This window comes from Pseudomonas capsici (assembly GCF_017165765.1).
In the GTDB taxonomy this organism is placed as follows: Bacteria; Pseudomonadota; Gammaproteobacteria; order Pseudomonadales; family Pseudomonadaceae; genus Aquipseudomonas; species Aquipseudomonas capsici.
In genome coordinates this window covers 240,459-262,967 of the sequence record NZ_JAFGZD010000006.1, presented here as the reverse complement: position 1 = coordinate 262,967, position 22,509 = coordinate 240,459, and the positions used below count along the sequence as shown (strand labels likewise).

The 22,509-nt window shown below is 57.6% G+C and carries 22 protein-coding genes, 1 tRNA gene and 1 pseudogene; 18 read left to right on the top strand and 6 right to left on the bottom strand.

The annotated features are described in order from the left end of the window. Nucleotides 1-12 precede the first annotated feature (12 nt). On the top strand, nucleotides 13-1,038 hold the full coding sequence (locus JSY17_RS10995; RefSeq protein ID WP_206401742.1) for a nucleoside hydrolase: 1,026 nt from the start codon (nucleotides 13-15) through the stop codon (nucleotides 1,036-1,038). An 11-nt stretch (nucleotides 1,039-1,049) separates the two neighbouring features. Here the strand turns inward: JSY17_RS10995 and JSY17_RS10990 are convergent, their stop codons facing one another. Next, complete coding sequence (locus tag JSY17_RS10990) at nucleotides 1,050-1,244, bottom strand: hypothetical protein (protein ID WP_117165627.1); 195 nt, start codon at nucleotides 1,242-1,244, stop codon at nucleotides 1,050-1,052. A gap of 283 nt (nucleotides 1,245-1,527) precedes the next feature. Between JSY17_RS10990 and JSY17_RS10985 the strand changes: the two genes are divergently transcribed. Beyond that, entirely contained in the window at nucleotides 1,528-1,848 is a 321-nt protein-coding gene (locus JSY17_RS10985) for an I78 family peptidase inhibitor (RefSeq protein WP_117181878.1), read from the top strand. Nucleotides 1,849-1,915: 67 nt separating this feature from the next. Here JSY17_RS10985 and JSY17_RS10980 read toward each other — a convergent pair whose 3' ends face one another. Next, a complete protein-coding gene (locus tag JSY17_RS10980) occupies nucleotides 1,916-2,128 on the bottom strand; it encodes a cold-shock protein (protein WP_024685433.1) in 213 nt (70 codons plus the stop codon). Nucleotides 2,129-2,424: 296 nt separating this feature from the next. Further along, nucleotides 2,425-2,733, bottom strand: coding sequence for a hypothetical protein (locus JSY17_RS10975; protein ID WP_162881745.1), 309 nt, complete (start codon nucleotides 2,731-2,733; stop codon nucleotides 2,425-2,427). Nucleotides 2,734-3,091: 358 nt separating this feature from the next. Here JSY17_RS10975 and thrS point away from each other — a divergent pair, with 358 nt between their 5' ends. The 13 genes and pseudogenes from thrS to JSY17_RS26000 all read left to right on the top strand — a co-directional run bounded on the left by thrS (nucleotide 3,092) and on the right by JSY17_RS26000 (nucleotide 13,251). After that, nucleotides 3,092-5,014 carry a threonine--tRNA ligase gene (gene thrS, locus JSY17_RS10970; RefSeq protein ID WP_117181879.1) on the top strand — a complete coding sequence of 641 codons (1,923 nt, stop codon included), beginning with the start codon at nucleotides 3,092-3,094 and terminating at the stop codon, nucleotides 5,012-5,014. Next, a complete protein-coding gene (gene infC / locus JSY17_RS10965) occupies nucleotides 5,014-5,565 on the top strand; it encodes a translation initiation factor IF-3 (RefSeq protein WP_183133906.1) in 552 nt (183 codons plus the stop codon). Before thrS ends, infC begins: the two co-directional genes overlap by 1 nt. A 60-nt stretch (nucleotides 5,566-5,625) precedes the next feature. Further along, entirely contained in the window at nucleotides 5,626-5,820 is a 195-nt protein-coding gene (gene rpmI, locus JSY17_RS10960; protein ID WP_002553160.1) for a 50S ribosomal protein L35, read from the top strand. Between the two features lie 28 nt (nucleotides 5,821-5,848). Then, entirely contained in the window at nucleotides 5,849-6,205 is a 357-nt protein-coding gene (gene rplT, locus JSY17_RS10955) for a 50S ribosomal protein L20 (protein ID WP_045490382.1), read from the top strand. Nucleotides 6,206-6,308: 103 nt separating this feature from the next. Next, complete coding sequence (gene pheS, locus JSY17_RS10950; protein ID WP_024685429.1) at nucleotides 6,309-7,325, top strand: phenylalanine--tRNA ligase subunit alpha; 1,017 nt, start codon at nucleotides 6,309-6,311, stop codon at nucleotides 7,323-7,325. A gap of 36 nt (nucleotides 7,326-7,361) precedes the next feature. Then, nucleotides 7,362-9,740 (top strand): phenylalanine--tRNA ligase subunit beta, encoded by a 2,379-nt coding sequence (gene pheT / locus JSY17_RS10945; protein ID WP_206401740.1) that lies wholly within the window; start codon nucleotides 7,362-7,364, stop codon nucleotides 9,738-9,740. A gap of 3 nt (nucleotides 9,741-9,743) precedes the next feature. Beyond that, on the top strand, nucleotides 9,744-10,046 hold the full coding sequence (gene ihfA, locus JSY17_RS10940) for an integration host factor subunit alpha (protein WP_002553164.1): 303 nt from the start codon (nucleotides 9,744-9,746) through the stop codon (nucleotides 10,044-10,046). Then, nucleotides 10,027-10,383: a MerR family transcriptional regulator gene (locus tag JSY17_RS10935; protein WP_117165622.1), complete on the top strand. Its 357-nt coding sequence runs from the start codon at nucleotides 10,027-10,029 to the stop codon at nucleotides 10,381-10,383. Before ihfA ends, JSY17_RS10935 begins: the two co-directional genes overlap by 20 nt. A gap of 87 nt (nucleotides 10,384-10,470) precedes the next feature. After that, a tRNA-Pro gene (locus JSY17_RS10930) sits at nucleotides 10,471-10,547 on the top strand. Nucleotides 10,548-11,068: 521 nt separating this feature from the next. Further along, the gene (locus tag JSY17_RS10925; protein ID WP_206401738.1) at nucleotides 11,069-11,311 is read left to right on the top strand and encodes a hypothetical protein; all 243 of its coding nucleotides are present in this window, start codon (nucleotides 11,069-11,071) and stop codon (nucleotides 11,309-11,311) included. A 202-nt stretch (nucleotides 11,312-11,513) separates the two neighbouring features. Beyond that, entirely contained in the window at nucleotides 11,514-11,774 is a 261-nt protein-coding gene (locus tag JSY17_RS10920) for a DUF1652 domain-containing protein (protein ID WP_117185466.1), read from the top strand. Continuing rightward, nucleotides 11,719-12,711, top strand: a pseudogene (locus tag JSY17_RS26005) (PAS domain-containing protein); the annotation flags it as partial. The gene JSY17_RS10920 and the pseudogene JSY17_RS26005, both read left to right, overlap by 56 nt. A 30-nt stretch (nucleotides 12,712-12,741) precedes the next feature. Further along, nucleotides 12,742-13,251, top strand: coding sequence for a methyl-accepting chemotaxis protein (locus JSY17_RS26000; protein WP_404823322.1), 510 nt, complete (start codon nucleotides 12,742-12,744; stop codon nucleotides 13,249-13,251). A 68-nt stretch (nucleotides 13,252-13,319) separates the two neighbouring features. On the opposite strand, the gene JSY17_RS10910 is transcribed toward JSY17_RS26000, so the two are convergent. The 3 genes from JSY17_RS10910 to JSY17_RS10900 all read right to left on the bottom strand — a co-directional run bounded on the left by JSY17_RS10910 (nucleotide 13,320) and on the right by JSY17_RS10900 (nucleotide 16,661). Next, nucleotides 13,320-14,465, bottom strand: coding sequence for an HPP family protein (locus JSY17_RS10910; RefSeq protein ID WP_201015656.1), 1,146 nt, complete (start codon nucleotides 14,463-14,465; stop codon nucleotides 13,320-13,322). A gap of 63 nt (nucleotides 14,466-14,528) precedes the next feature. Beyond that, nucleotides 14,529-16,253 carry a chloride channel protein gene (locus JSY17_RS10905; protein ID WP_206401734.1) on the bottom strand — a complete coding sequence of 575 codons (1,725 nt, stop codon included), beginning with the start codon at nucleotides 16,251-16,253 and terminating at the stop codon, nucleotides 14,529-14,531. A gap of 3 nt (nucleotides 16,254-16,256) precedes the next feature. Beyond that, complete coding sequence (locus JSY17_RS10900) at nucleotides 16,257-16,661, bottom strand: MarR family winged helix-turn-helix transcriptional regulator (RefSeq protein WP_206401733.1); 405 nt, start codon at nucleotides 16,659-16,661, stop codon at nucleotides 16,257-16,259. A 232-nt stretch (nucleotides 16,662-16,893) separates the two neighbouring features. Between JSY17_RS10900 and JSY17_RS10895 the strand changes: the two genes are divergently transcribed. From JSY17_RS10895 to katG, 3 genes are all read left to right on the top strand, one after another. After that, on the top strand, nucleotides 16,894-17,076 hold the full coding sequence (locus tag JSY17_RS10895; RefSeq protein ID WP_117181885.1) for a hypothetical protein: 183 nt from the start codon (nucleotides 16,894-16,896) through the stop codon (nucleotides 17,074-17,076). 440 nt (nucleotides 17,077-17,516) lie between these two features. Beyond that, entirely contained in the window at nucleotides 17,517-19,940 is a 2,424-nt protein-coding gene (locus tag JSY17_RS10890; RefSeq protein ID WP_206401732.1) for a glucose/quinate/shikimate family membrane-bound PQQ-dependent dehydrogenase, read from the top strand. A 271-nt stretch (nucleotides 19,941-20,211) separates the two neighbouring features. Next, complete coding sequence (katG, locus tag JSY17_RS10885; protein ID WP_200997625.1) at nucleotides 20,212-22,473, top strand: catalase/peroxidase HPI; 2,262 nt, start codon at nucleotides 20,212-20,214, stop codon at nucleotides 22,471-22,473. Nucleotides 22,474-22,509 lie beyond the last annotated feature (36 nt).

The window sequence follows — 22,509 nt, the reverse complement described above, 5'->3', positions numbered from 1 at the left end:
AGGGAGTAAACCATGCAGATATTGAAGTTTTCCAGGCAACTGCTGTGGGGTCTGTCGCTTTTGTCCATTCTCGGTATGAGTGCCGCCCAGGCGGCTGAAAAGCGCAACCTGATCATCGATACCGATCCGGGTGCCGACGATGTGGTCGCGTTGCTGCTGGCGCTGGCTTCTCCGGAAGAGCTGAACGTGCTGGCAATCACCACGGTGGCAGGCAATGTGCGTCTGGACAAGACCTCGCGCAATGCCAGGCTTGCCCGCGAGTGGGCAGGTCGTGAGGAGGTGCCGATCTATGCCGGTGCGCCAAAGCCTCTGGTACGTACGCCGATCTATGCCGAAAACGTGCATGGTCAGGAAGGATTGCCGGGTGTGCCGATCCACGAGCCGGCAAAAGGGCTGGCCGAAGGTAACGCCGTCAATTACCTGATCGACACCCTGAAAAAAGCCGAGCCGCACAGCATCACTATTGCCATGCTCGGTCCGCAGACCAATCTGGCGCTGGCACTGGTTCAGGCTCCCGAGATCACCCAGGGGATCAAGGAAGTCGTGGTCATGGGCGGTGCGCACTTCAATGGCGGCAATATCACGCCGACTGCCGAGTTCAACCTGTTCGCCGACCCCCATGCGGCGCAGATTGTCCTGGCCAGCGGCGTCAAGCTGACCTATGTGCCGCTGGACGTGACCCACAAGATCCTGACCAGCGAGCAGCGTCTGCAGAAGATCGCGGCACTGGGCAATCAGGCGGGCAAGCTGGTCGGTGGAATTCTCGATGAGTACGTCAAGCTGGATATGGAGCATTACGGACTGCCCGGCGGTCCTGTCCATGATGCAAGCGTGATTGCCTGGCTGCTTCAGCCGGAGCTGTTTTCAGGTCGGCAGATCAATCTTGCCATCGACAGTCGCGATGGCATCGGCTTTGGTCAGACCGTCGCAGACTGGTACGGCACGCTCAAGCAGCCACAGAATGTGTTCTGGGTCGAGAATGGCGACGCTCAGGGCTTCTTCGATCTGCTGACCAGCCGGTTGGCGCGTTTGAAGTGAGTCGCTGTGCTTCAGGCAGGTAGCTCCACCGGGGAGTACCTGCTCAGCACCTGGCCGAGAAAGGTTCGGGCACCTTCGGTGCCCAGTTCCTTGATCAGCAGGTCGACTGCAATGATCGTAAGCTCTTCTGCCGTGCCCGGGCTGTGCGAGCAATGTCCCTGAGGCCATTTGGCCTTGATATCCGCATCGATGGATATGATTGTCATGTCTGTCTCGTCTCGTGTGAAAGCAGCGCATCATCCTGAGCGTTGCCGAATGCCTGGACGCCGTGTGCAGTAGATCATTCCACGCACAGGGTGACACTTCTGCTTAGGCATCATGTCGGTTTATTAATAGCCTATGCGAATAAACGTTTTGTGACGATTCCCGGCTGCGTATGTACTCGTTCTCTGGGGCAGACTTTTGTGGCACGTGGGCCTGTGCCTGCAACCAATGCGCCTGGATGCGGTCGCACATGGTCTGAACATGTTCATTGGTAGAGGAGGGTGTATGCCCCGGAAATTTGCAACAGTGGGTTTTTTCGCTTTGACAGCTTTGCTGGCAGGATGCAGCTCTACATCGGGATCGTCTCCCGAGCCTGCCCAGGCAGCCTCTCATGCAGGGCATGGGCGCTGCGATGCGGCTCAGGCCCAGTCGGCGGTAGGGCAGCAGGCTTCGGCTGCATTGCTGGCCCAGGTGCGTACTCAATCCGGTTCGAACGAAGCGCGGATTCTGGGTCCCAACGATATGGTCACGCTGGAGTATCGGTCCGACCGCGTGAATATCAATGCGGATGCCAGTGGCAAGGTGATTCGCGTCAACTGCGGTTGATGCCTGCATTTCCCTTTTCCATAAAAAAACCCGTCCAATGAGACGGGTTTTTTTCAAGTCAGGTGGATCAGACCACAGTGACTTCTTCTGCTTGCATGCCTTTCTGGCCTTTGGCAGCAACGAAAGAAACGGTCTGGCCTTCTTTCAGGCTTTTGAAACCGTCGCTCTGGATTGCTTTGAAGTGTACGAACAGATCGTCACCGCCACCTTGTGGAGTGATAAAGCCGAAGCCTTTTTCATCGTTGAACCATTTTACGGTGCCGGTTTGGCGATTAGACATGGTGTATCTCCAAGAACATAGTTTTTCAGTAGAACGTGCTGCTCAGGCCAACTGGGCACACCGAGGCATAATAGTCGAAATGTACGAAAAGAGAGTCATTCAGGTAGGAACTTTGAATTAAAAGCGAATAGATGTAAGGCATCATATTGCTGTTTTGTAAAAGTGATATCCCCGGTCGGGCGAGGAGGACAGGTGCTTGTGGTGCGCCGAAAGCCCCGTCTTGCGGGGCTTTCGGGAATATTTACCATTGCCTTTGGCAGTTGTTGATGAAGTTTTGCCTCAGGCCGCGGCGGGAATTATTTTTTTGCCGCGCTGCAGTTTTCGGCGACCAGTTTCTGCAGTTTCGAAGCCAGGGCCGGGTTTTGAGTCGCGTCGGCGTTGAGGCTGGCGATCTCCTTGTCCGAGAAATGGCTGTCGACCTGTTTTGCGCCGCAATCGCAATGGGCCTTGGCCGTCTTGTCATCCAGATTATGCTGTTTCGCAGCATTGACACATTCTTGAGTGAAGGCAGAGCGAGTCGCACTGTCCATGGCCGCGTGAGCAGTCAGCGGGCCGGCCAGGGCGGCACAGGCAAGCAGGGCAGGCATAAGGTGAAAGCGCTTCATGGTGTTCTCCTTTGCTGGAAGAGTCATACAGGAACCCGACTTATTCAGACGGCCTTGAGCGGCTCCAGTTCAGGCGATATGCAAAAACGCTCTATTTCCATACTCATCGGGCAGGTTGTGCGTGTGAATCGACGTGGCTGTGCTAGGATGCGCGTCCTGTAGATTCTTTGCCCCGTGGCTCAATGGTCATCGGCGCGGCACATGCAGGTTTTTTCGCACAATCCAGTCATCTGGTTCGGTTGAAGGTTGGCCTGAAAGGCTCCTGCCACTGTGAGGCAGGCATACCACCGAATCACGTACTGGCTCATCCCAACCCACGTGACCTTTGGTAGGGGTCACCACTAGGAGAGGAGGCGCCATGCCCACCATTACTCTTCCCGACGGCAGTCAACGTTCATTCGATCATCCGGTTTCCGTAGCCGATGTCGCGCTTTCCATTGGTGCCGGTCTGGCCAAGGCCACCGTGGCCGGCAAGGTCGACGGCAAGCTCGTCGATGCCTGCGACCTGATCGAAGGCGATGCCAGCCTGCAGATCATTACTCCCAAGGATCAGGAAGGGCTGGAAATCATCCGTCACTCCTGCGCTCACCTTGTAGGGCATGCCGTCAAGCAACTGTACCCGACCGCCAAGATGGTCATCGGTCCGGTCATCGACGATGGCTTCTATTACGATATCGCCTACGAGCGCCCGTTCACGCCTGACGACATGGCAGCCATCGAGCAGCGCATGCAGCAGCTGATCGAGAAGGATTACGACGTCATCAAGAAGGTGACGCCGCGTGCAGAAGTGATCGAAGTGTTCACTTCGCGCCAGGAAGACTACAAGCTGCGTCTGGTCGAGGACATGCCCGATCAGCAGACCATGGGCCTGTACTATCACGAAGAATACGTCGACATGTGCCGCGGTCCGCACGTGCCGAACACCCGTTTCCTCAAGTCCTTCAAGCTGACCAAGCTGTCCGGTGCCTACTGGCGCGGCGATGCCAAGAACGAGCAGTTGCAGCGCGTCTACGGCACGGCCTGGGCTGACAAGAAGCAACTGGCTGCTTACATCCAGCGTATCGAAGAAGCCGAAAAGCGTGACCATCGCAAGATCGGCAAGCGCCTGGGCTTGTTTCACACTCAGGAAGAAGCGCCGGGCATGGTGTTCTGGCATCCGCAGGGCTGGACCCTGTATCAGGTGCTTGAGCAGTACATGCGCAAAGTGCAGCGCGAGAACGGCTATCTGGAGATCAAGACGCCACAGGTGGTCGACCGCTCGCTCTGGGAGAAATCCGGGCACTGGGCCAACTACGCCGACAACATGTTCACCACCGAGTCCGAGAGTCGCGACTACGCCATCAAGCCGATGAACTGCCCATGCCACGTGCAGGTATTCAATCAGGGCCTGAAGAGCTACCGTGAGCTGCCAATGCGTCTGGCCGAATTCGGTGCCTGCCACCGCAACGAGCCGTCGGGTGCCCTGCACGGCATCATGCGCGTACGTGGCTTCACTCAGGACGACGCGCACATTTTCTGCACCGAAGAGCAGATGCAGTCCGAGTCGGCAGCCTTTATCAAGCTGACCCTGGATGTGTATGCCGATTTCGGTTTCAAGGATATCGAGCTCAAGCTGTCGACCCGTCCTGAGAAACGCGTGGGTTCTGATGACTTGTGGGATCGTGCCGAATCGGCACTGGCTGCTGCGCTGGACAGCGCGGGTCTGCCTTACGATCTGCAGCCGGGCGAGGGCGCTTTCTATGGTCCGAAGATCGAGTTTTCCCTGAAGGACTGCCTCGGCCGCGTCTGGCAGTGTGGTACCTTGCAGCTCGATTTCAACCTGCCGATCCGTCTGAGCGCCGAGTACGTCTCGGAAGACAACGGTCGCAAGCATCCGGTCATGTTGCACCGTGCCATCCTCGGTTCCTTCGAGCGTTTCATCGGTATTCTGATCGAACACTACGAAGGTGCATTCCCGGCCTGGCTTGCTCCGACGCAGGCAGTGATCATGAATATCACTGATAAACAGGCAGATTTTGCTCTCGAAGTCGAAAAAACTCTGGCTCAAAGCGGATTTCGTGCCAAGTCTGACTTGAGAAATGAAAAGATCGGCTTTAAAATCCGCGAGCATACTTTGCTCAAGGTCCCTTATCTCCTCGTTATCGGAGATCGGGAAGTTGAAACGCAAACTGTCGCTGTGCGTACCCGCGAAGGCGCTGACCTCGGTTCAATGCCGGTCGCCCAATTCGCTGAATTCCTCGCACAAGCGGTTTCCCGGCGTGGTCGCCAAGATTCGGAGTAATTATTATTAAGCGTGAAATGAGACAAGATAAACGAGCTGCACCCAAGGCCCCGATCAATGAGAATATCTCGGCCCGCGAGGTTCGGTTAATTGGCGCTGACGGCGAGCAGATTGGCATCGTCTCGATTGATGAAGCGCTTCGTATAGCCGAAGAGGCGAAGCTGGATCTGGTAGAGATTTCTGCCGACGCAGTACCTCCGGTCTGCCGTGTCATGGACTACGGCAAATCGATCTTCGAGAAGAAGAAGCAGATTGCTGCTGCGAAGAAAAACCAGAAGCAGATCCAGGTTAAAGAAATCAAGTTTCGTCCAGGGACGGAGGAAGGGGATTACCAGGTAAAACTACGCAACCTGGTACGTTTCCTGAGTGACGGGGACAGGGCCAAGGTATCCTTGAGATTCCGCGGTCGTGAGATGGCCCACCAGGAGCTGGGTATGGATCTGTTGAAGCGGGTTGAAGCTGACCTGGCCGAATACGGTTCCGTCGAACAGCATCCTAAGATGGAAGGACGCCAGCTGATCATGGTCATCGCCCCGAAAAAGAAGAAGTAACCACCAGGGCACGGCAGGCCTTGCGGTTATGTTTATCAATTGAATGCGGAGTATCCGAACATGCCAAAGATGAAGACTAAAAGTGGTGCAGCTAAGCGGTTTTTGAAAACTGCTAACGGCATCAAGCACAAACACGCTTTCAAGAGCCACATCCTGACCAAAATGTCGACCAAGCGTAAGCGTCAACTGCGCGGTAGCAGCTTGCTGCATCCGTCTGACGTGGCAAAAGTCGAGCGCATGCTGCGCCTTCGTTAATTTTGATCAAGAATAGAGGAAGTAACTCATGGCTCGTGTAAAGCGTGGCGTCATTGCCCGTAAGCGTCACAAGAAAATTCTGAAACTTGCTAAAGGCTACTACGGCGCGCGTTCACGCGTATTCCGTGTTGCCAAGCAAGCGGTAATCAAGGCAGGCCAATACGCCTACCGTGACCGTCGTCAGAAAAAACGTCAGTTCCGCGCTCTGTGGATCGCTCGTATCAACGCTGGTGCTCGTACCAACGGCCTGTCCTACAGCCGTTTGATCGCTGGTCTGAAAAAGGCGTCCATCGAGATCGACCGTAAGGTTCTGGCTGATCTGGCAGTGAACGAAAAAGCGGCGTTTGCTGCGATTGTCGAGAAAGCTAAAGCCTCTTTGGCCTAAGTCCCCGACAATCACCGCCTCCGGGTTCCGGAAGCGGTTTTGAACGTCATAAATAGGGGAAGAGCCTTTGGCTCTTCCCCTATTTCGTATCTGGAGTCTGTACATGGAAAACCTGGACGCGCTGGTCTCGCAAGCTCTTGAGGCTGTGCAAAGCGCCGAAGATATCAATGCCCTGGAGCAAATCCGGGTTCACTACCTCGGCAAGAAAGGCGAGTTGACTCAGGTGATGAAGACCCTGGGGAACCTGCCTGCTGAAGAGCGCCCGCAAGTCGGCGCCCTGATCAACGTTGCCAAGGAACGTGTCACAGAGGTTCTTAATGCCCGCAAGGCGTCGTTTGAGCAGGCAGAACTGACTGCCAGGCTCGCGGCCGAGTGCATTGACGTGACCTTGCCGGGACGCGGTCAGACCTCTGGTGGTCTGCACCCGATCACCCGGACTCTGGAACGTATCGAACAATTCTTCACCCATATCGGCTACGGCATTGCCGAAGGCCCCGAGGTCGAAGACGATTACCATAACTTCGAGGCGCTCAACATCCCTGGCCACCACCCGGCGCGGGCGATGCATGACACCTTCTATTTCAATGCGAACATGCTGCTGCGTACCCACACCTCGCCGGTGCAGGTGCGGACCATGGAGTCGCAACAGCCGCCGATCCGTATCGTCTGCCCGGGTCGTGTATACCGCTGTGATTCGGATATCACCCACTCGCCGATGTTCCACCAGATCGAAGGCCTGCTGGTCGACCGCGATATCAACTTTGCGGATCTGAAAGGCACCATCGAAGAGTTCCTGCGCGTGTTCTTCGAGAAAGAGCTGGCGGTGCGTTTCCGTCCTTCGTTCTTCCCGTTCACCGAGCCTTCCGCTGAAGTCGATATGGAATGCGTGATGTGCAGCGGCAAGGGCTGTCGCGTCTGCAAGCAGACCGGCTGGCTGGAAGTCATGGGCTGCGGAATGGTCCACCCGAACGTGCTGCGCATGTCCGGCATCGACCCTGAAGAGTTCCAGGGCTTTGCTTTCGGCATGGGTGTCGAGCGTCTGGCAATGCTGCGTTACGGCGTCAATGATTTGCGCCTGTTCTTCGACAACGACCTGCGGTTCCTGGCGCAATTTCGCTAGAACGCATGCCCGTAACGAATCTATTAGGAGAGCAGGATGAAATTCAGTGAACAATGGTTGCGTGGCTGGGTAAGCCCGCAGGTTTCCCGTGACGAGCTGGTTGCCCGTCTGTCGATGGCCGGTCTTGAGGTTGACAGCGTTACGCTGGCCGCCGGCGTCTTCACCGGTGTGGTCGTAGGCGAAGTCCTGAGCACCGAGCAACACCCCGATGCTGACAAGCTGCGCGTTTGTCAGGTCAGCAATGGCAGCGAAACACTGCAGGTCGTATGTGGCGCGCCGAACGTGCGTCCGGGTCTGAAAATTCCTTTCGCAATGATCGGTGCCGAGCTTCCTGGCGACTTCAAGATCAAGAAGGCCAAGCTGCGCGGTGTCGAGTCCAACGGCATGCTGTGTTCCGCTGCCGAACTTCAACTGGGCGAGGGTAACGATGGCCTGATGGAGCTGGCTGCCGATGCGCCGGTGGGGCAGGACATTCGTGTTTACCTGGAGCTGGACGATGCCAGTATCGAAGTCGACCTGACTCCGAACCGTGGCGACTGTCTGTCGGTTGCCGGTCTGGCTCGTGAAGTCGGCGCGCTTTATGCGGCCGAGGTCACTCGTCCGCACGTGGCGCCCGTGGCTGCCGTGCATGACGAAGTGCGTCCTGTCGAGCTGCTGGCTCCTGCTGCCTGCCCACGTTACCTGGGGCGTGTGATTCGCAACGTTGACCTGTCGCGTCCTACTCCGTTGTGGATGGTAGAGCGTCTGCGTCGTTCGGACGTGCGCAGTATCGATGCAGCTGTCGATATCACCAACTACGTCATGTTGGAGCTGGGTCAACCGCTGCATGCCTTCGACTTGGCCGAAATCAATGGCGGGATTCGTGTGCGCATGGCCGAGGAGGGCGAGAAACTGGTCCTGCTCGACGGTCAGGAAGTCAGCCTGCGCGCCGACACCCTGGTCATTGCCGACCAGCAGCGCGCCCTGGCCATCGCTGGCGTCATGGGTGGCGAGCACAGCGGCGTTACTACCAAGACTCGCGATATCTTCCTGGAAAGTGCTTTCTTCGACACCATTTCGGTGGCCGGCAAGGCTCGTTCCTATGGCTTGCACACCGATGCCTCGCACCGTTACGAGCGTGGCGTGGACTGGCAACTTGCCCGTGAAGCCATGGAGCGTGCTACTGGTCTGCTGCTGGAAATCACCGGCGGTGAAGCCGGTCCGGTCATCGAAGTGGTCAGCGAACAGCACCTGCCATCGATTGCCTCCGTGACCCTGCGTGCAAGCCGTGTCGAGCAAATGCTCGGTCTGGTCATTGAAAACGCTGAAATCGAACGTCTTCTGACTGCTCTGGGCTTGAAGCTGAGCAGCGAGGCTGTCGGTCAGTGGCGCGTTGAAGTGCCAAGTCACCGTTTCGACATCAGCCTTGAAGTCGACCTGATCGAAGAGCTGGCGCGTCTGTACGGTTATAACCACCTGCCGGTTCGTTACCCGCAAGCCCGCCTGGCACCTCAGGCCAAGGCTGAAGCGCGTGGCGATCTGCCTGAGCTGCGTCGTCTGCTGGTTGCCCGTGGCTATCAGGAAGCGATCACCTATAGCTTCATTGATCCGAAGCTGTTCGAACTCTTCAATCCGGGCGTTCAGCCGCTGCTGCTGGCCAATCCGATCTCCAACGACATGGCAGCCATGCGCTCCTCGTTGTGGCCGGGTCTGGTCAGGGCGTTGCAGCATAACCTCAACCGTCAGCAGGATCGCGTTCGCATGTTCGAAAGCGGACTGCGTTTCGTCGGCCAGCTTGAGGGTCTCAAGCAAGAGCCTATGCTTGCCGGTGTGGTTTGCGGAAGCCGCTTGCCTGAAGGCTGGGCACAAGGCCGTGATGCCGTCGATTTCTTCGACGTGAAAGCGGACGTGGAAGCGGTGCTTGGTTTTGCTGGCGCGCTGGGTGAGTTCACCTTCTCGGCAGGTCAGCACCCGGCTCTGCATCCCGGTCAGACTGCTCGCATCGAACGCGATGGTCGTGAAGTCGGTTTCCTGGGTGCCATTCATCCGGAACTGGCAAAAGCGCTGGGCCTTGATCGTCCGGTATTCGTGTTCGAGCTGGTCCTGGCTGAAGTGGCCACAGGCCGTCTGCCGAAATTCCACGAGCTTTCTCGCTTCCCGGAAGTGCGTCGCGACCTGGCTCTGCTGGCTGATCGGGACGTCAATGCAAGCGCAGTTCTTGACGTTATTTGTGAAAATGCAGGCGAATGGCTCACGGACCTCAGGCTATTTGACGTTTATCAGGGTAAAGGCATTGATCCGCATAGAAAAAGCCTTGCAGTTGGCTTGACCTGGCAGCATCCATCGCGCACTCTTACTGACGATGAGGTAAACGCAACGACACTTGCTATCCTCAATTCACTTGAGGAACGGTTAAACGCCACGTTAAGGAAGTAGCGTATGGGGGCTCTGACGAAAGCTGAGATGGCCGAACGTCTGTACGAAGAGCTGGGCCTGAATAAACGAGAAGCCAAGGAATTGGTTGAGCTGTTCTTTGAGGAAATCAGGCACGCTCTGGAGGACAACGAACAGGTGAAATTGTCCGGATTCGGCAATTTCGACCTGCGCGACAAACGCCAGCGGCCTGGTAGAAATCCAAAGACCGGCGAGGAGATTCCGATCACTGCTCGCCGTGTGGTCACCTTTCGTCCAGGGCAGAAGTTGAAGGCCCGAGTTGAGGCTTATGCTGGAACCAAGTCATAACGACGAGCTACCGCCTATCCCGGGCAAACGCTACTTCACCATTGGTGAAGTCAGCGAGCTCTGCGCGGTCAAGCCGCACGTTCTGCGTTATTGGGAGCAGGAGTTTCCTCAACTCAACCCCGTCAAGCGACGCGGAAACCGTCGGTATTATCAGCGCCAGGACGTGCTGATGATCCGCCAGATCCGCGGTTTGCTCTACGACCAGGGCTTCACCATCGGTGGAGCCCGGTTGCGTCTTTCCAGTGGCGAAGCGAAGGACGATACCCAGCACAACAAGCAGATGATCCGGCAGATGATTGCCGAGCTGGAAGATGTCCTTGTCATTCTTCGTGCATGATGAGTGAGCAAGATACTTCCATAATTCAAAAGCTTAGGGTATATTCCTCATCGCTTTCGCAAGTTGCGAAACAGTTTCACGCCTAGTCGGGGCGTAGCGCAGTCCGGTAGCGCACTAGCATGGGGTGCTAGGGGTCGAGTGTTCGAATCACTCCGTCCCGACCATATTTTTCAATGACTTAGCCACCTTTTGGTGGCTTTTTCATTTATGGCCCAGTGATATTTCGAGTGATCTTGGGATTTCGACTTACACTTGCCTTCTCTTCAAGATTGTCAGAACCGGTCCGCGTGAACCGGTTACTGCTGCCATGTTCTCAGCTTTAATCAAATACTGCCGTTCTTATGGCTGAGCCGCGCTGTACAACCTTTCTTTGTGATGTCCGCCGATTGAAGGCGACTGCCAATCCTGCGATTTAACAGATATCGAGACGAAGCGTTGATAAGGCCTTATCGAGAAGCAGGCCGTAGTCCAGTAAGAAAATATCGAGTTCATGATTTCTTTCTGTGCATATCGCAAGGCATCCCGCGGCGGTTTCTGGCCTTGGGCAGCCACAAGCTTTAATGGACGGCTTGGGGGCTTGCTCAGTTATGGTCAGCCGCTCGTCTAACAACTCTGCACTCCCAGCCCCCCTGACTCTCTCACTCGATACACGCGCAGAAACCCTGCGCACAGAAGGAGATCAACCATGGGAATCGAAGACAACGGGCCTGAAAGTGCTTACCCAGGGCCGGCTGAAAAGACGACCGATACGGGTGAAAACCATGGCTCCGGTCTTGAGCAAGCCCGGTCTGAGCCAAAGCAGGGCAGTGACGAGCGGCCAGAAGACTGGAATCCACCTCCGGAAAGCCCGGAGTCTGGCGGCGAAGCTCAAACAAATCTTGAAAATGATGAAGGACCTGAAACTGACAGCCTTATCGATTCGGAGTAGGTGTTTTTAGCTTCTTACCTGAATAGTCCTCCAGGAAATCGAGTAGCCCCGGCCTTATGCCAATTACACCATGCTGTTCTGTTGCTGGTGTGCAGTATCGACATAAAAATTTACACATGCTCCGTCAGACAAAAACCACATCTGCAACCTTGGGCTAGACTCAAGTGTCAACCCGCGATGTAGCGTCTACAGGGACGGTCAAATGCTTTCTCATCTCGAATTGCGTCATGTTATGGAAGTGGCCTTCAGGCCTTCGATCTGCAAATGCACCATCACCCCGGACGGATTGATGTCCATCGAACTGAGAAACCCGGAAACCCATATCCCGGAACTGACCATGACCGGCATTTCGACTGCCAAACTCAGTGGGGGGCGCGCCATTGCGGCCTTGGTGGGGGAAATCAAAGATGAAGCCAGACGCGTCAAGGCGGCTGACAAGGAGGAGATCAAGCGTCAGGGATAGAGCAGATATGACAAGCCCGCATCTAGCGGGCTTGGTGCTTTTACGGCTTTCCTTCAAAACCTCGCGTCTGCGTTACGAATATCGTGCTTTCTTCCTCGCCACCACTAAAGATTCCCGCTCAATATCCGATGCAATATGCAACCTTCCTCGGATACACATCATGTTCAATTCCCATTTGAAACAAGCCAACAAGGCACTGGAACTTCGACTCGCCATGCTGGAGCAGGCCAGTCAGGCTCTGGATTTAGAGACTGTAGCTGCAGTACTGGATGGTCGAGGGAACGTGAAATCCATCAATTCCCTGTTTGAAGCCGAGCTCGGCTATTCGCCCAGCGATGTGGTCGGGCGTCGTCTGGAAGAATTGAGTCCGTCGGAGCTCAGCGGTGATGTCCACCAGAAGCGGGCTCTGGGTGCTATTCGGGAAGGGAAGCACTTCAGCGGGACGCTGCGGTTGAATCACAAGCAGGGTTCCAAGGTCTGGCTGCGAACGATTGTCGTGCCATTGAGGAATGAAACCGGTGGTGTCGAACAGATCACGCTGTATTCGAGCGTATTGACGCGTACCATCGAGGCTTCGCGGGAGAATGAGGCGCTGGTCAATGCCTTGCAGCGTTCGACCGCTGTCATCGATTTCACGCTCGATGGAATTGTGACTGGCGCAAACGACAACTTCCTCAAGGCCATGGGCTATGAACTTGCCCAGATCAAAGGCAAACATCACAGCATCTTTTGTACGCCGGAGGAATCCGGTTCAGAGGCTTATAAAAGCTTCTGGGAAAGGCTGCGCAGAGGCGAGTTCATTGTCGATCGTTTCCGCCGTATCGATAAATACGGTCGGGATGTGTGGCTTGAAGCTTCTTACAACCCCATCACGGATGCGAATGGCAAGCTGTATAAAATTGCCAAGTTCGCAACCGTTATCACTGACCAGGTCGAGCGCGAAAAGGCGGTGTCAGAGGCATCGAATATGGCGTATCAGACCTCTGTCCAGACTGACACTACTGCCCAGCAGGGGCGCGCAGTGATCAAGAATACGGTCGAGGTCCTGGATCGTCTGACCCGGTCCATGCAGGAGGCGACTCAAGGCATCGAAGCGCTCGATTCCCAGAGTCAGGTGATCGGGACAATCGTCAAGACCATCAGCAGTATTGCCGAGCAGACGAACCTGCTCGCTCTCAACGCTGCCATCGAAGCCGCCCGGGCCGGTGAGCAGGGCAGAGGTTTTGCCGTGGTGGCTGACGAGGTTCGACAACTGGCTTCCCGGACCACCAAGGCAACGGAAGATATCGTGAGCGTGGTCAAGGAAAACCAGAGCCTTGCTTCCGGCGCTGTTGGCGTGATCGAGCGCAGCACGGAGCAGGCCACCGAGGCGCTGACCCTGGCCAACGATGCAGACCGTGTGATCCAGGAGATTCAGCAAGGTGCAAACTCCGTGGTGCGTGCGGTCAGCAGCTTCGTTACCCAGAACTCGAACTGAGCGTTCGGCCTGAAAGTTTAGCGGTCAGCATTGTCGAGTGCGGGGGTGGGGCGTTTTTTGAAAGCGCTCTAGACCCGCACCGCCGTATACAGCGCCTTGATCAAGTCCGACTGGGTAATGATGCCCACCAGATGGCGTTGGGCGTCGATGATCGGCACATGTCGATGGCCATTTTCCGAAAACACCGGCACCAGATCGGTCAGCAGGCGCTCGGCACTGGCGACGCGTACCTTGCGGGTCATGATCTCACCGACAATGCTCGCCGGTTGCTTGTTGCTGACTTGACGCAGCAGTGCGCGCAGATGCCAGCCCACGCCTTCGTGGGCGTCCAGGTCGATCTGTTTCATGAAATCGGCCACTGTCACTATGCCCATCAGATGGCGTTGCCGGTCAATCACCGGTAACGCCTTGATCTTGTGTCGACGCATCAAGGCCCAGGCTTCGCGCAGAGGCATTTCCTGGCGGGCGACTATCGGTGTCGTGCTCATCACGTCTGCGCAGCGTATCTCGCCCATCTTGCGTTGGTAGGCCGAGGCTTCTGCCCGTTCCAGCAGTTCGTGAAGATCGTCGCGGCTGACGTCCAGCACCTGGTTGTAATGGGCCAGGGCGGCATCCAGATCCGCGTCACTGAAACGGCTGGCAGGCGAGTCGCTTTTCGCCTGTTGAACATGGGGCCAGGGACGGCGGGTCAGATTGTTGTAGACCACGCCCGCGGCCACCAGCAGCAGTGAATCGAGCATCACCGGGCTCAGCGCGTATATAAACTGATCGCAACCGGTAATCACCATCAACAGCGCCGCTGCGCCTCCCGGCGGATGCAGGCAACGGGTCGCCAGCATCGCGGCAATCGCCAAGCTGACTGCCAGGGCGGCAGCCAGTGTGGCATCCGGAATCCATTTGGCGCAGGCAATGCCCGCCAGCGCCGAAACCGTATTACCGCCCACCACCGACCAGGGCTGCGCCAGCGGGCTCGATGGCACGGCAAACACCAATACCGCACTGGCCCCGATGGGCGCGACGATAGCCATGGCCAGAAGGTTGTGTTCCATGGCGAATGCGCCGTGCAGCCAGAGCGCTGCAACGCTTGCGACCAACAGAATTCCCAGGGCCGCGCCGCTGCTGGCGCGTAACTTCTCTCGGGTGTCGATGGCGTGGGGCGCAGGCCATAGCGAGCGCAAGCGCGCCGCAAGGGTCATGTTGGACGGTGAAGGCATGTTCAGGGCAACCGTGAATAATTGAAAACCATGGGGCGCACGGCCCCAGGCTACTGTGGTGTTTCAGCGTGGGATTCCCCAGCGCAGAGGCTGTTCCCGTACATTTTCTTCTTCGTGGACGCCGACAGAGGTCTTGAGCAGATCGCTGCGGCTGACAAGCCCCACAACTTCGAGACTGTCCGCGTCGCGGACCACTGGAATGCGTTCAAGCCCCAAGGCAAGCAGGCGTCCGGCTAGCTGGCGGCAGTTATCACCGGGCAGGCAGAAGACGGGCGGTTCTGAAAACAGATCGCCCAGGCGTTTGGCAGGGGCATTCATGGTCTGGCGATCGACCATCCCGAGCAAGCGGCCCTGCTGCACGACTGGATAGGCTCGATGTGCCTGGCCGCTGCCGAAGGCCTGTTCACGAACGTGATCGACAGAGGCGTCGGCGTCGAGGGTCAGCACCTGACGTGTCATGATCTCGCCTGCTTCGTGACGTTCCAGCGGGTCCACCGAGTATTCCCGATAGATGTGCAAACCCCGACGGGCGATTTTTTCGGTCATGATCGAGCGCTTGGCGACCAGTACCGTCAGTGCATAGGCCACAGTGACGGTCAGCAGCAGGGGTAGCAGGGCTTCCAGGTCATGGCTCAGCCCCAGAGCGAAAACCACAGCCGTCAGTGGCGCACCGAGCACGCCGGCCAGCGTCGCGGCCATGCAGACCAGTGGCCAGAGCGCTCCCTGGCCATCGGGTAGCACATGGGCCAATGCTGCGCCCAGGCCGGCTCCGAGCATCAGTAGCGGTGCAAGTACGCCACCGGAAGTGCCGGAACCCAAAGCGATGACCCAGATGATTGCCTTGACCGCCAGCAATGCCAGCGCGGCACTCAGCAGTAAATGATTGTTGAGCAGATCGCGAATGACATCGAAACCGATACCCAGTGCACGAGGCTCGAAATAGCCGCCAACACCAATCGCCAGACCACCCAGCGCCGGCCACCACATCCAGTGCAATGGCAGACGACCGAACAGGTCCTCGACCCGGTACAACGACCAGGAAAGCACCATACACAGCATCCCACTGGCCAGCCCGGCGATGACGCAGCCCCACATGATCATCGGGGTTACGGCAGGCGTCTGTACGGCGAACAGTGGTTCACTGGACAGCAACTGCCCACGCAGGAAACCTGCAACCGCGCAGGCAATCGCAACCGGTACCAGACTGCGCGGGCGAAGCTCGAACAACAGCAGTTCCACGGCCAGCAGGACCGCGGCAATCGGAGTGCCGAATACGGCGGTCATACCGGCAGTGGCACCGGCCACCAGCAGCGTCTTGCGCTCGGCGGCGCTGAGTTGAATGTGCTGGGCAAGCAGCGATCCGATCGAACCGCCGGTCATGATGATCGGACCCTCGGCTCCAAATGGCCCGCCACTGCCAATCACAATGGCCGAAGACAGCGGCTTGAGCGCGGCGACCCGAAACGACAGCTTGCTCTTGCCGAACAGAATCGCCTCGATGGCTTCGGGAATGCCATGTCCACGGATCTTGCTGGAGCCATAACGAGCCATCAGCCCCACGATCAGACCGCCCAGCACGGGCAAGGCAATGGCCCACAAGCCCAGATGACTGTCAGCCGGGGAGACGTCGGTAAACGAAAGACGCTGGAAGTAAAAAAGATTGGTGAACAGATGAATCAATGCCAACAGAAGGGCCGCAGCAGCCACGGCCAGGGCACCAATCGGCACCGACAGGGCAACCAGGGCCAGCATCCTGTAGCTCACGGCAAAGTCACGTTTATGCTGCATGGCTCACTCCTGCTCGAAAGGCACGCGGAAACGCTTGCCAGCCGACTTGAGCTCTTCACGATGCAGAAAAGCCAGTTGTGCCAGCACCTCACTGCCTTTGTCGGTGAGACGGACCTGTACCTCACGCCGGTCCGCGGCGTTGCGTTGAGTCTTCACCAGTCCCAGAGCCTCGCAACGTTTCATCAGCGCCGCTGCCCCATGCGGCACGATCTGCAGACGCTCTGCCAGCTCACCCACGGTTGCCCAGTCGCGCTCGCTGAAACCCTGGGTATGCAGCATCAGAAGGTACTGCTGGGAAGTAACACCGCAGGTCTGCACGGCCTCTTCGGAAAAACGCAGGAAACGCCTCAGTTGATAACGGAATTCGGACAGGGTTTCAAAATCCTGCTTGTGGAGGGTGTCAGCCATGGGGATAGCGTCGCTTCGGTTTAGGGAAGGGCGGCATTTATATCATGGCGTGATGTATTTTGGCGATGCTGGATCATGTCGATTCGCCAATGCACAGGACCCATGGCCGAATCCTGATTGATGGCCATTTGTGGTCAAGCATCCACCACTCATCGTTTGCCTTGCACTCCTGGACCCCTGGCGTTTCTCACTACAAAGCGCAGATATCCTGTGCTTCACGCGGAGAATGGTCATGGAAATTGACGAGAATGCACCGGGTAATGTTTCACAAAGCCCCGCTACCAGACCGACGGACAGCGAAACCGGTTTTGATGCCGATCCAGCCCTGGATGATCTCAACAATGATGAGAGCGACGATCCTGATCTGCCGGTCAACCCGCCGGTAGACGAAGATGAAGAGCCGCCACTCAGATAGGCCCCTATAGGAGTGAATCGGGCGGCGCTCCGCTCATTCGCGAAAGGCCGGTACATCCAAAGGGAATGTATCGCCTTCAATGCAGTCATTCGCGAATGAACTCGCTTTCCCCGAGAGAGTACCTGCCCGAACCACTCAATCTCACAGCCAGCCCGCTACGAATTGCATGACGCGAAGATTCCCGTCGGCACTTCCTTGTTTGTTCCGGTAGATAGATTGTTACCAGATCCGTAAGAGTCATTCTCATTTTGCGTGGGTGACAATCTGACGCAGGTAGCGGCTTTTTTGGTATCGTTAAAAAAGTAACCGTTTAGTTAATAATTTTTCGCAGACATCGGGCCCGATGTTCAGAGCCGGAAAATCCTACAGTGGGCTTTGCCTCTGAGCCGACGGAAAAGCCTCTTTTCTCAAGGGTTCATGCATCAGCAGGATCATGCAACATGACTAAGTCTCAACCTTCGGCATCCTTCAGTCGCTGGCCCATCCGGGTTGTCGCGCTGGGTGTGCTGGTCTTTGGATTGCTTTTCGCCGCAGGAGGCGGCTATCTCGTCACGCTGGGCGGCAGTTGGTACTTTCTGCTGGCTGGTCTTGGACTGATTGCATCAAGCGTTCTGCTCTTCAGACAACGTCTTGCGGGTGCCTGGCTGTTCGCTGCGCTGATGGCACTTACGGTGATCTGGGCGCTGGCCGATGCCGGATTGAATTTCTGGCCGCTGATTTCGCGGCTGTTCGCTCTGGGTGTCCTCAGCCTGTTGGTGGCGCTGATCTATCCGGCGCTGTGCAGGGCCAATGGCTTGAAGGGCGGTGCTGCCGGATACGCGCTGGCGGGTGCTTTGCTTATCGCCATTGTTGCGTCTGGTGCGGGAATGTTCGTGCCCCATGCCTCGGTTTCTCCTGACGGCAATGGCCCGGGCCTGACCCGTGTCGATCCGGCAAAGGCGCAGAAAGACTGGCAGCACTACGGTAATGATGAAGGCGGCAGCCGTTTCGCAGCGCTGGACCAGATCAATCGCAGCAACGTCTCGGAACTGGTGCCAGCCTGGAGCTACAACACCGGCGACATCGCAATCAGCAACGGCAATGGTGCCGAAGACCAGACCACGCCGTTGCAGATTGGCGACAAGGTGTTTATCTGCACCCCGCACAACAACATCATTGCGCTGGATGCAGACACCGGTAAAAAGCTGTGGAAGAACGAGATCAACGCGCAGTCGGCAGTCTGGCAGCGTTGTCGCGGACTGGCTTACTTTGATGCCACAGCCGCCGTTACTCAGCCAACCGATGGCAGCACGCCAGCCAAGGCCGTTTCCGTTCCGGCGGGTGCCAATTGCCAGCGCCGGTTGCTGACCAACACCATCGACGCGCGCCTGATTGCCGTGGATGCCGATACCGGTGCGTTTTGCCAGGGTTTTGGCAATAACGGGCAGGTCGATCTGAAAGCCGGTCTGGGCAAGGTTCCGGATTCTTACTATCAGTTGTCTTCCGCGCCGCTCATGGCCGGGACCACTGTAGTCGTCGGTGGTCGTGTTGCAGACAACGTTCAGGCCGATATGCCGGGCGGAGTGATCCGTGGTTTTGACGTGGTCACCGGTGAAATGCGCTGGGCCTTCGATCCGGGCAACCCTCAGGAGCGGAATGCACCGGCTGCGGACAGCACTTACGTGCGCAGTACGCCCAACAGCTGGGCGCCGATGTCCTACGACCCGGCGATGAATACCGTGTTCTTGCCCATGGGCAGTTCGTCCACCGACATCTATGGGGTAGAGCGTACCGCGCTGGATCACAAGTACGGTGCTTCGCTGCTGGCCTTGAACGCGACCACAGGTGAAGAGAAGTGGGTCTACCAGACCGTTCACAACGACCTGTGGGACTTCGACCTGCCCATGCAGCCCAGCCTGATCGATTTCACCAAGGCCGATGGCAGCAAGGTGCCAGCCGTGGTGATCGGCACCAAGGCCGGTCAGATCTACGTCCTGGATCGTGCCACTGGTCAGCCGCTGACCCAGGTTGACGAGATTCCGGTCAAACCGTCCAACATCCCCAACGAGCCTTACTCGAAAACCCAGCCTCTGTCGGTAGGGATGCCGCAGATCGGCGCGCCGCACCTGACGGAATCGGATATGTGGGGCGCGACGCCGTTCGATCAGATGCTGTGCCGTATCTCGTTCAGGAAAATGCGTTATGAGGGCCTGTACACCGCACCGGGCACTGACATTTCGCTGAGTTTCCCGGGTTCTCTGGGCGGCATGAACTGGGGCAGCATTTCCACCGATCCGGTCCATGGCTTCATCTTCGTCAACGATATGCGCCTGGGCCTGTGGATTCAGATGGTGCCGCAGGAAAAAGATGCCAAGGCCTCGTCCGGCGGTGAAGCGCTGAACACCGGCATGGGTGCAGTACCGCTCAAGGGCACGCCGTACGCCGTGAACAAGAACCGTTTCCTGTCGGTGGCCGGTATTCCTTGTCAGGCACCGCCTTTCGGCACTCTGACGGCCATCGACATGAGGACACAGAAAGTCGCCTGGCAAGTGCCGGTGGGCACCGTTGAAGATACCGGCCCCATGGGCATCAAGATGCACCTGCCATTGCCGATCGGCATGCCGACACTGGGCGGGACACTGTCTACCCAGGGCGGTCTGGTGTTTATCGCCGGAACTCAGGATTACTACCTGCGCGCCTTCAACTCCGCCAACGGCGAGGAAGTCTGGAAAACCCGTCTGCCAGTGGGCAGCCAGGGCGGCCCTATGACTTATGTTTCGCCCAAGACCGGCAAGCAGTACATCGTCATCACTGCCGGTGGCGCGCGTCAGTCACCTGATCGTGGCGATTATGTGATCGCCTACGCGCTGCCTGACAGCAAATAAACCCACAACCTCCGAAACCCGCTGCCGCCCCCTCTGGCTGGCAGCGGGTTTTTTGTTGCCCGTCGGATTTACCCCTCTAGCTCTGCATCATGGAGTCGTCTAGGCTAATTGAGCCGGTCAAGCGCTGCTTGATGATCGGCCAAACAGCACTGCCGTGAGAACGGAGCCCAGAGAATCTGCGGGCACCGTATATGCCATAGACATCATCTGTCGCGCGTTCCGGGCTGAGGCCCGGCCGGATAGCAGGATGCAGACCAAGAGGTAGCAGTACATGTCAACCGAATCAAAATGTCCGTTCAACCATGCTGCAGGTGGTGGTACAACGAACCGAGACTGGTGGCCTGAGCAACTCAATCTGAAGATCCTGCATCAGCATTCATCCTTGTCCGATCCAATGGGCGAGGCCTTCGATTATGCTGAAGCGTTCAAAAGCCTCGATCTGGAGGCCGTGAAAAAAGACCTGCACGCCCTGATGACCGACTCTCAGGACTGGTGGCCAGCCGACTTCGGTCATTACGGCCCATTGTTCGTGCGCATGGCTTGGCACAGTGCCGGGACTTACCGGACCGCCGATGGTCGTGGCGGCGCAGGTGCCGGTCAGCAGCGTTTTGCACCGCTCAACAGTTGGCCGGACAACGTCAGCCTGGACAAGGCACGGCGTCTGATCTGGCCGATCAAGCAAAAGTACGGACGCAAGATTTCCTGGGCCGACCTGATCATCCTCACCGGCAACGTGGCGCTGGAGTCCATGGGCTTCAAGACCTTCGGCTTCTCCGGCGGTCGCCCGGACGTATGGGAGCCTGAAGAAGACGTGTATTGGGGGGCGGAGAAGACTTGGCTGGGTGGCGACACTCGCTATGGCAAGGACACCCAGCCACCGGGGGAAGGCGTTCTGGTCGCCGAGCCTGAGCTGCATGGCAGCGAAGAGAAGCGCACCGACAGCGAAGGGCGCCATCTGGAAAACCCGCTGGCCGCCGTGCAGATGGGCCTGATTTACGTAAACCCGGAAGGTCCCGAGGGCAACCCGGACCCGATCGAGTCCGCCAAGGACATTCGCGAAACCTTCGGCCGCATGGCCATGAACGACGAAGAAACCGTTGCCCTGATCGCAGGCGGTCACGCCTTCGGCAAGACCCATGGTGCAGGTCCGGCAAGCCATGTGGGGGCCGAACCTGAAGCGGCAGGCCTTGAAGAGCAGGGCTTTGGCTGGAAAAACAGCTTTGGCACGGGCAAGGGCGCCGACACCATCACCAGCGGCCTGGAGGTGACCTGGACCTCCACTCCCACGAAGTGGAGCAACGAGTATCTGGAAAACATGTTCCGCTTCGAATGGGAACTGACCAAAAGCCCGGCAGGTGCTCACCAGTGGACTCCGAAGAACGGCGAAGGCGCCGGTACGGTGCCTGATGCCCACGATCCCTCCAAGCGCCATGCGCCGAGCATGCTGACTTCCGACCTGGCGCTGCGCTTCGATCCGATCTACGAGCCGATTTCCCGTCGCTTCCTCGCCAACCCGGATCAACTGGCCGACGCCTTTGCCCGCGCCTGGTTCAAGCTGACCCACCGCGACATGGGCCCGCTGGCGCGTTATCTCGGGCCGGAAAACCCAACCGAAGAACTGCTCTGGCAGGATCCGCTTCCAGCCCTCGACCATGCCCTGGTTGATGACAATGACGTCGCAGCCCTCAAGAGCAAAGTCCTGGCTTCAGGCTTGTCGGTTTCGCAACTGGTATCCACTGCATGGGCATCGGCTTCGACCTTCCGTGGTTCCGACAAGCGCGGTGGTGCCAATGGTGCGCGTATCCGTCTGGCTCCGCAGAAAGACTGGCCGGTCAACCAGCCTGAGCAACTGGCGAAAGTACTGAAAACCCTTGAAGGGATTCAGGCCGAATTCAACAGTGCCCAAACGGGTGGCAAGAAGATTTCCTTGGCCGACCTGATCGTACTGGCGGGCAGTGCAGGTATCGAAAAGGCGGCCAGCAACGCCGGGCAGAGCGTCAAGGTGCCGTTCACACCGGGCCGTACCGACGCTTCGCAGGAGCAGACAGATGTGGAGTCCTTCGGCTTCCTTGAACCTGTTGCCGATGGCTTCCGCAATTACCTCAAGGGCAACTACAAGGTCTCGGCCGAAGCGCTGCTGGTGGACAAGGCTCAACTGCTGACCCTGACCGCACCGGAAATGACCGTGCTGCTGGCGGGCCTGCGGGTCCTGAACATCAATGCCGACAATAGCCAGCATGGTGTGTTTACCAAACGGCCAGAGGCGTTGACCAATGACTTCTTCGTCAATCTGCTCGATATGGGAACGGCGTGGAATGCGGCTTCAGGCGCCAACGACACCTTCCAGGGGCGTGATCGCAAGACCGGTCAAGTGAAGTGGACCGGCACCCGCGTCGATCTGGTCTTCGGCTCCCACGCTCAACTGCGTGCAATTTCCGAAGTCTATGCAAGCGCCGATGCCCAGGAGAAATTTGTCAGCGACTTCGTTGCCGTCTGGACCAAAGTGATGAACCTGGATCGTTTCGACATCTGAAGCCGGTCTTGTGAACGTCAGCCTGAAGCGGTGTGA

Bases quoted from the DNA above. Each gene is read 5' to 3' on its own strand.
- pheS (WP_024685429.1), top strand. From the start codon at position 6,309: ATGGAAAACCTGGACGCGCTGGTCTCGCAAGCTCTTGAGGCTGTGCAA.
- katG (WP_200997625.1), top strand. From the start codon at position 20,212: ATGTCAACCGAATCAAAATGTCCGTTCAACCATGCTGCAGGTGGTGGT.
- JSY17_RS10975 (WP_162881745.1), bottom strand. From the start codon at position 2,733: ATGAAGCGCTTTCACCTTATGCCTGCCCTGCTTGCCTGTGCCGCCCTG.
- ihfA (WP_002553164.1), top strand. From the start codon at position 9,744: ATGGGGGCTCTGACGAAAGCTGAGATGGCCGAACGTCTGTACGAAGAG.
- JSY17_RS10990 (WP_117165627.1), bottom strand. From the start codon at position 1,244: ATGACAATCATATCCATCGATGCGGATATCAAGGCCAAATGGCCTCAG.
- JSY17_RS10935 (WP_117165622.1), top strand. From the start codon at position 10,027: ATGCTGGAACCAAGTCATAACGACGAGCTACCGCCTATCCCGGGCAAA.
- JSY17_RS10905 (WP_206401734.1), bottom strand. From the start codon at position 16,253: ATGCAGCATAAACGTGACTTTGCCGTGAGCTACAGGATGCTGGCCCTG.
- JSY17_RS10900 (WP_206401733.1), bottom strand. From the start codon at position 16,661: ATGGCTGACACCCTCCACAAGCAGGATTTTGAAACCCTGTCCGAATTC.
- JSY17_RS10980 (WP_024685433.1), bottom strand. From the start codon at position 2,128: ATGTCTAATCGCCAAACCGGCACCGTAAAATGGTTCAACGATGAAAAA.
- JSY17_RS10890 (WP_206401732.1), top strand. From the start codon at position 17,517: ATGACTAAGTCTCAACCTTCGGCATCCTTCAGTCGCTGGCCCATCCGG.
- thrS (WP_117181879.1), top strand. From the start codon at position 3,092: ATGCCCACCATTACTCTTCCCGACGGCAGTCAACGTTCATTCGATCAT.
- rplT (WP_045490382.1), top strand. From the start codon at position 5,849: ATGGCTCGTGTAAAGCGTGGCGTCATTGCCCGTAAGCGTCACAAGAAA.
- pheT (WP_206401740.1), top strand. From the start codon at position 7,362: ATGAAATTCAGTGAACAATGGTTGCGTGGCTGGGTAAGCCCGCAGGTT.
- JSY17_RS10895 (WP_117181885.1), top strand. From the start codon at position 16,894: ATGGAAATTGACGAGAATGCACCGGGTAATGTTTCACAAAGCCCCGCT.
- rpmI (WP_002553160.1), top strand. From the start codon at position 5,626: ATGCCAAAGATGAAGACTAAAAGTGGTGCAGCTAAGCGGTTTTTGAAA.
- JSY17_RS10920 (WP_117185466.1), top strand. From the start codon at position 11,514: ATGCTTTCTCATCTCGAATTGCGTCATGTTATGGAAGTGGCCTTCAGG.
- JSY17_RS10985 (WP_117181878.1), top strand. From the start codon at position 1,528: ATGCCCCGGAAATTTGCAACAGTGGGTTTTTTCGCTTTGACAGCTTTG.
- JSY17_RS10910 (WP_201015656.1), bottom strand. From the start codon at position 14,465: ATGCCTTCACCGTCCAACATGACCCTTGCGGCGCGCTTGCGCTCGCTA.
- JSY17_RS10925 (WP_206401738.1), top strand. From the start codon at position 11,069: ATGGGAATCGAAGACAACGGGCCTGAAAGTGCTTACCCAGGGCCGGCT.
- JSY17_RS26000 (WP_404823322.1), top strand. From the start codon at position 12,742: ATGGCGTATCAGACCTCTGTCCAGACTGACACTACTGCCCAGCAGGGG.
- JSY17_RS10995 (WP_206401742.1), top strand. From the start codon at position 13: ATGCAGATATTGAAGTTTTCCAGGCAACTGCTGTGGGGTCTGTCGCTT.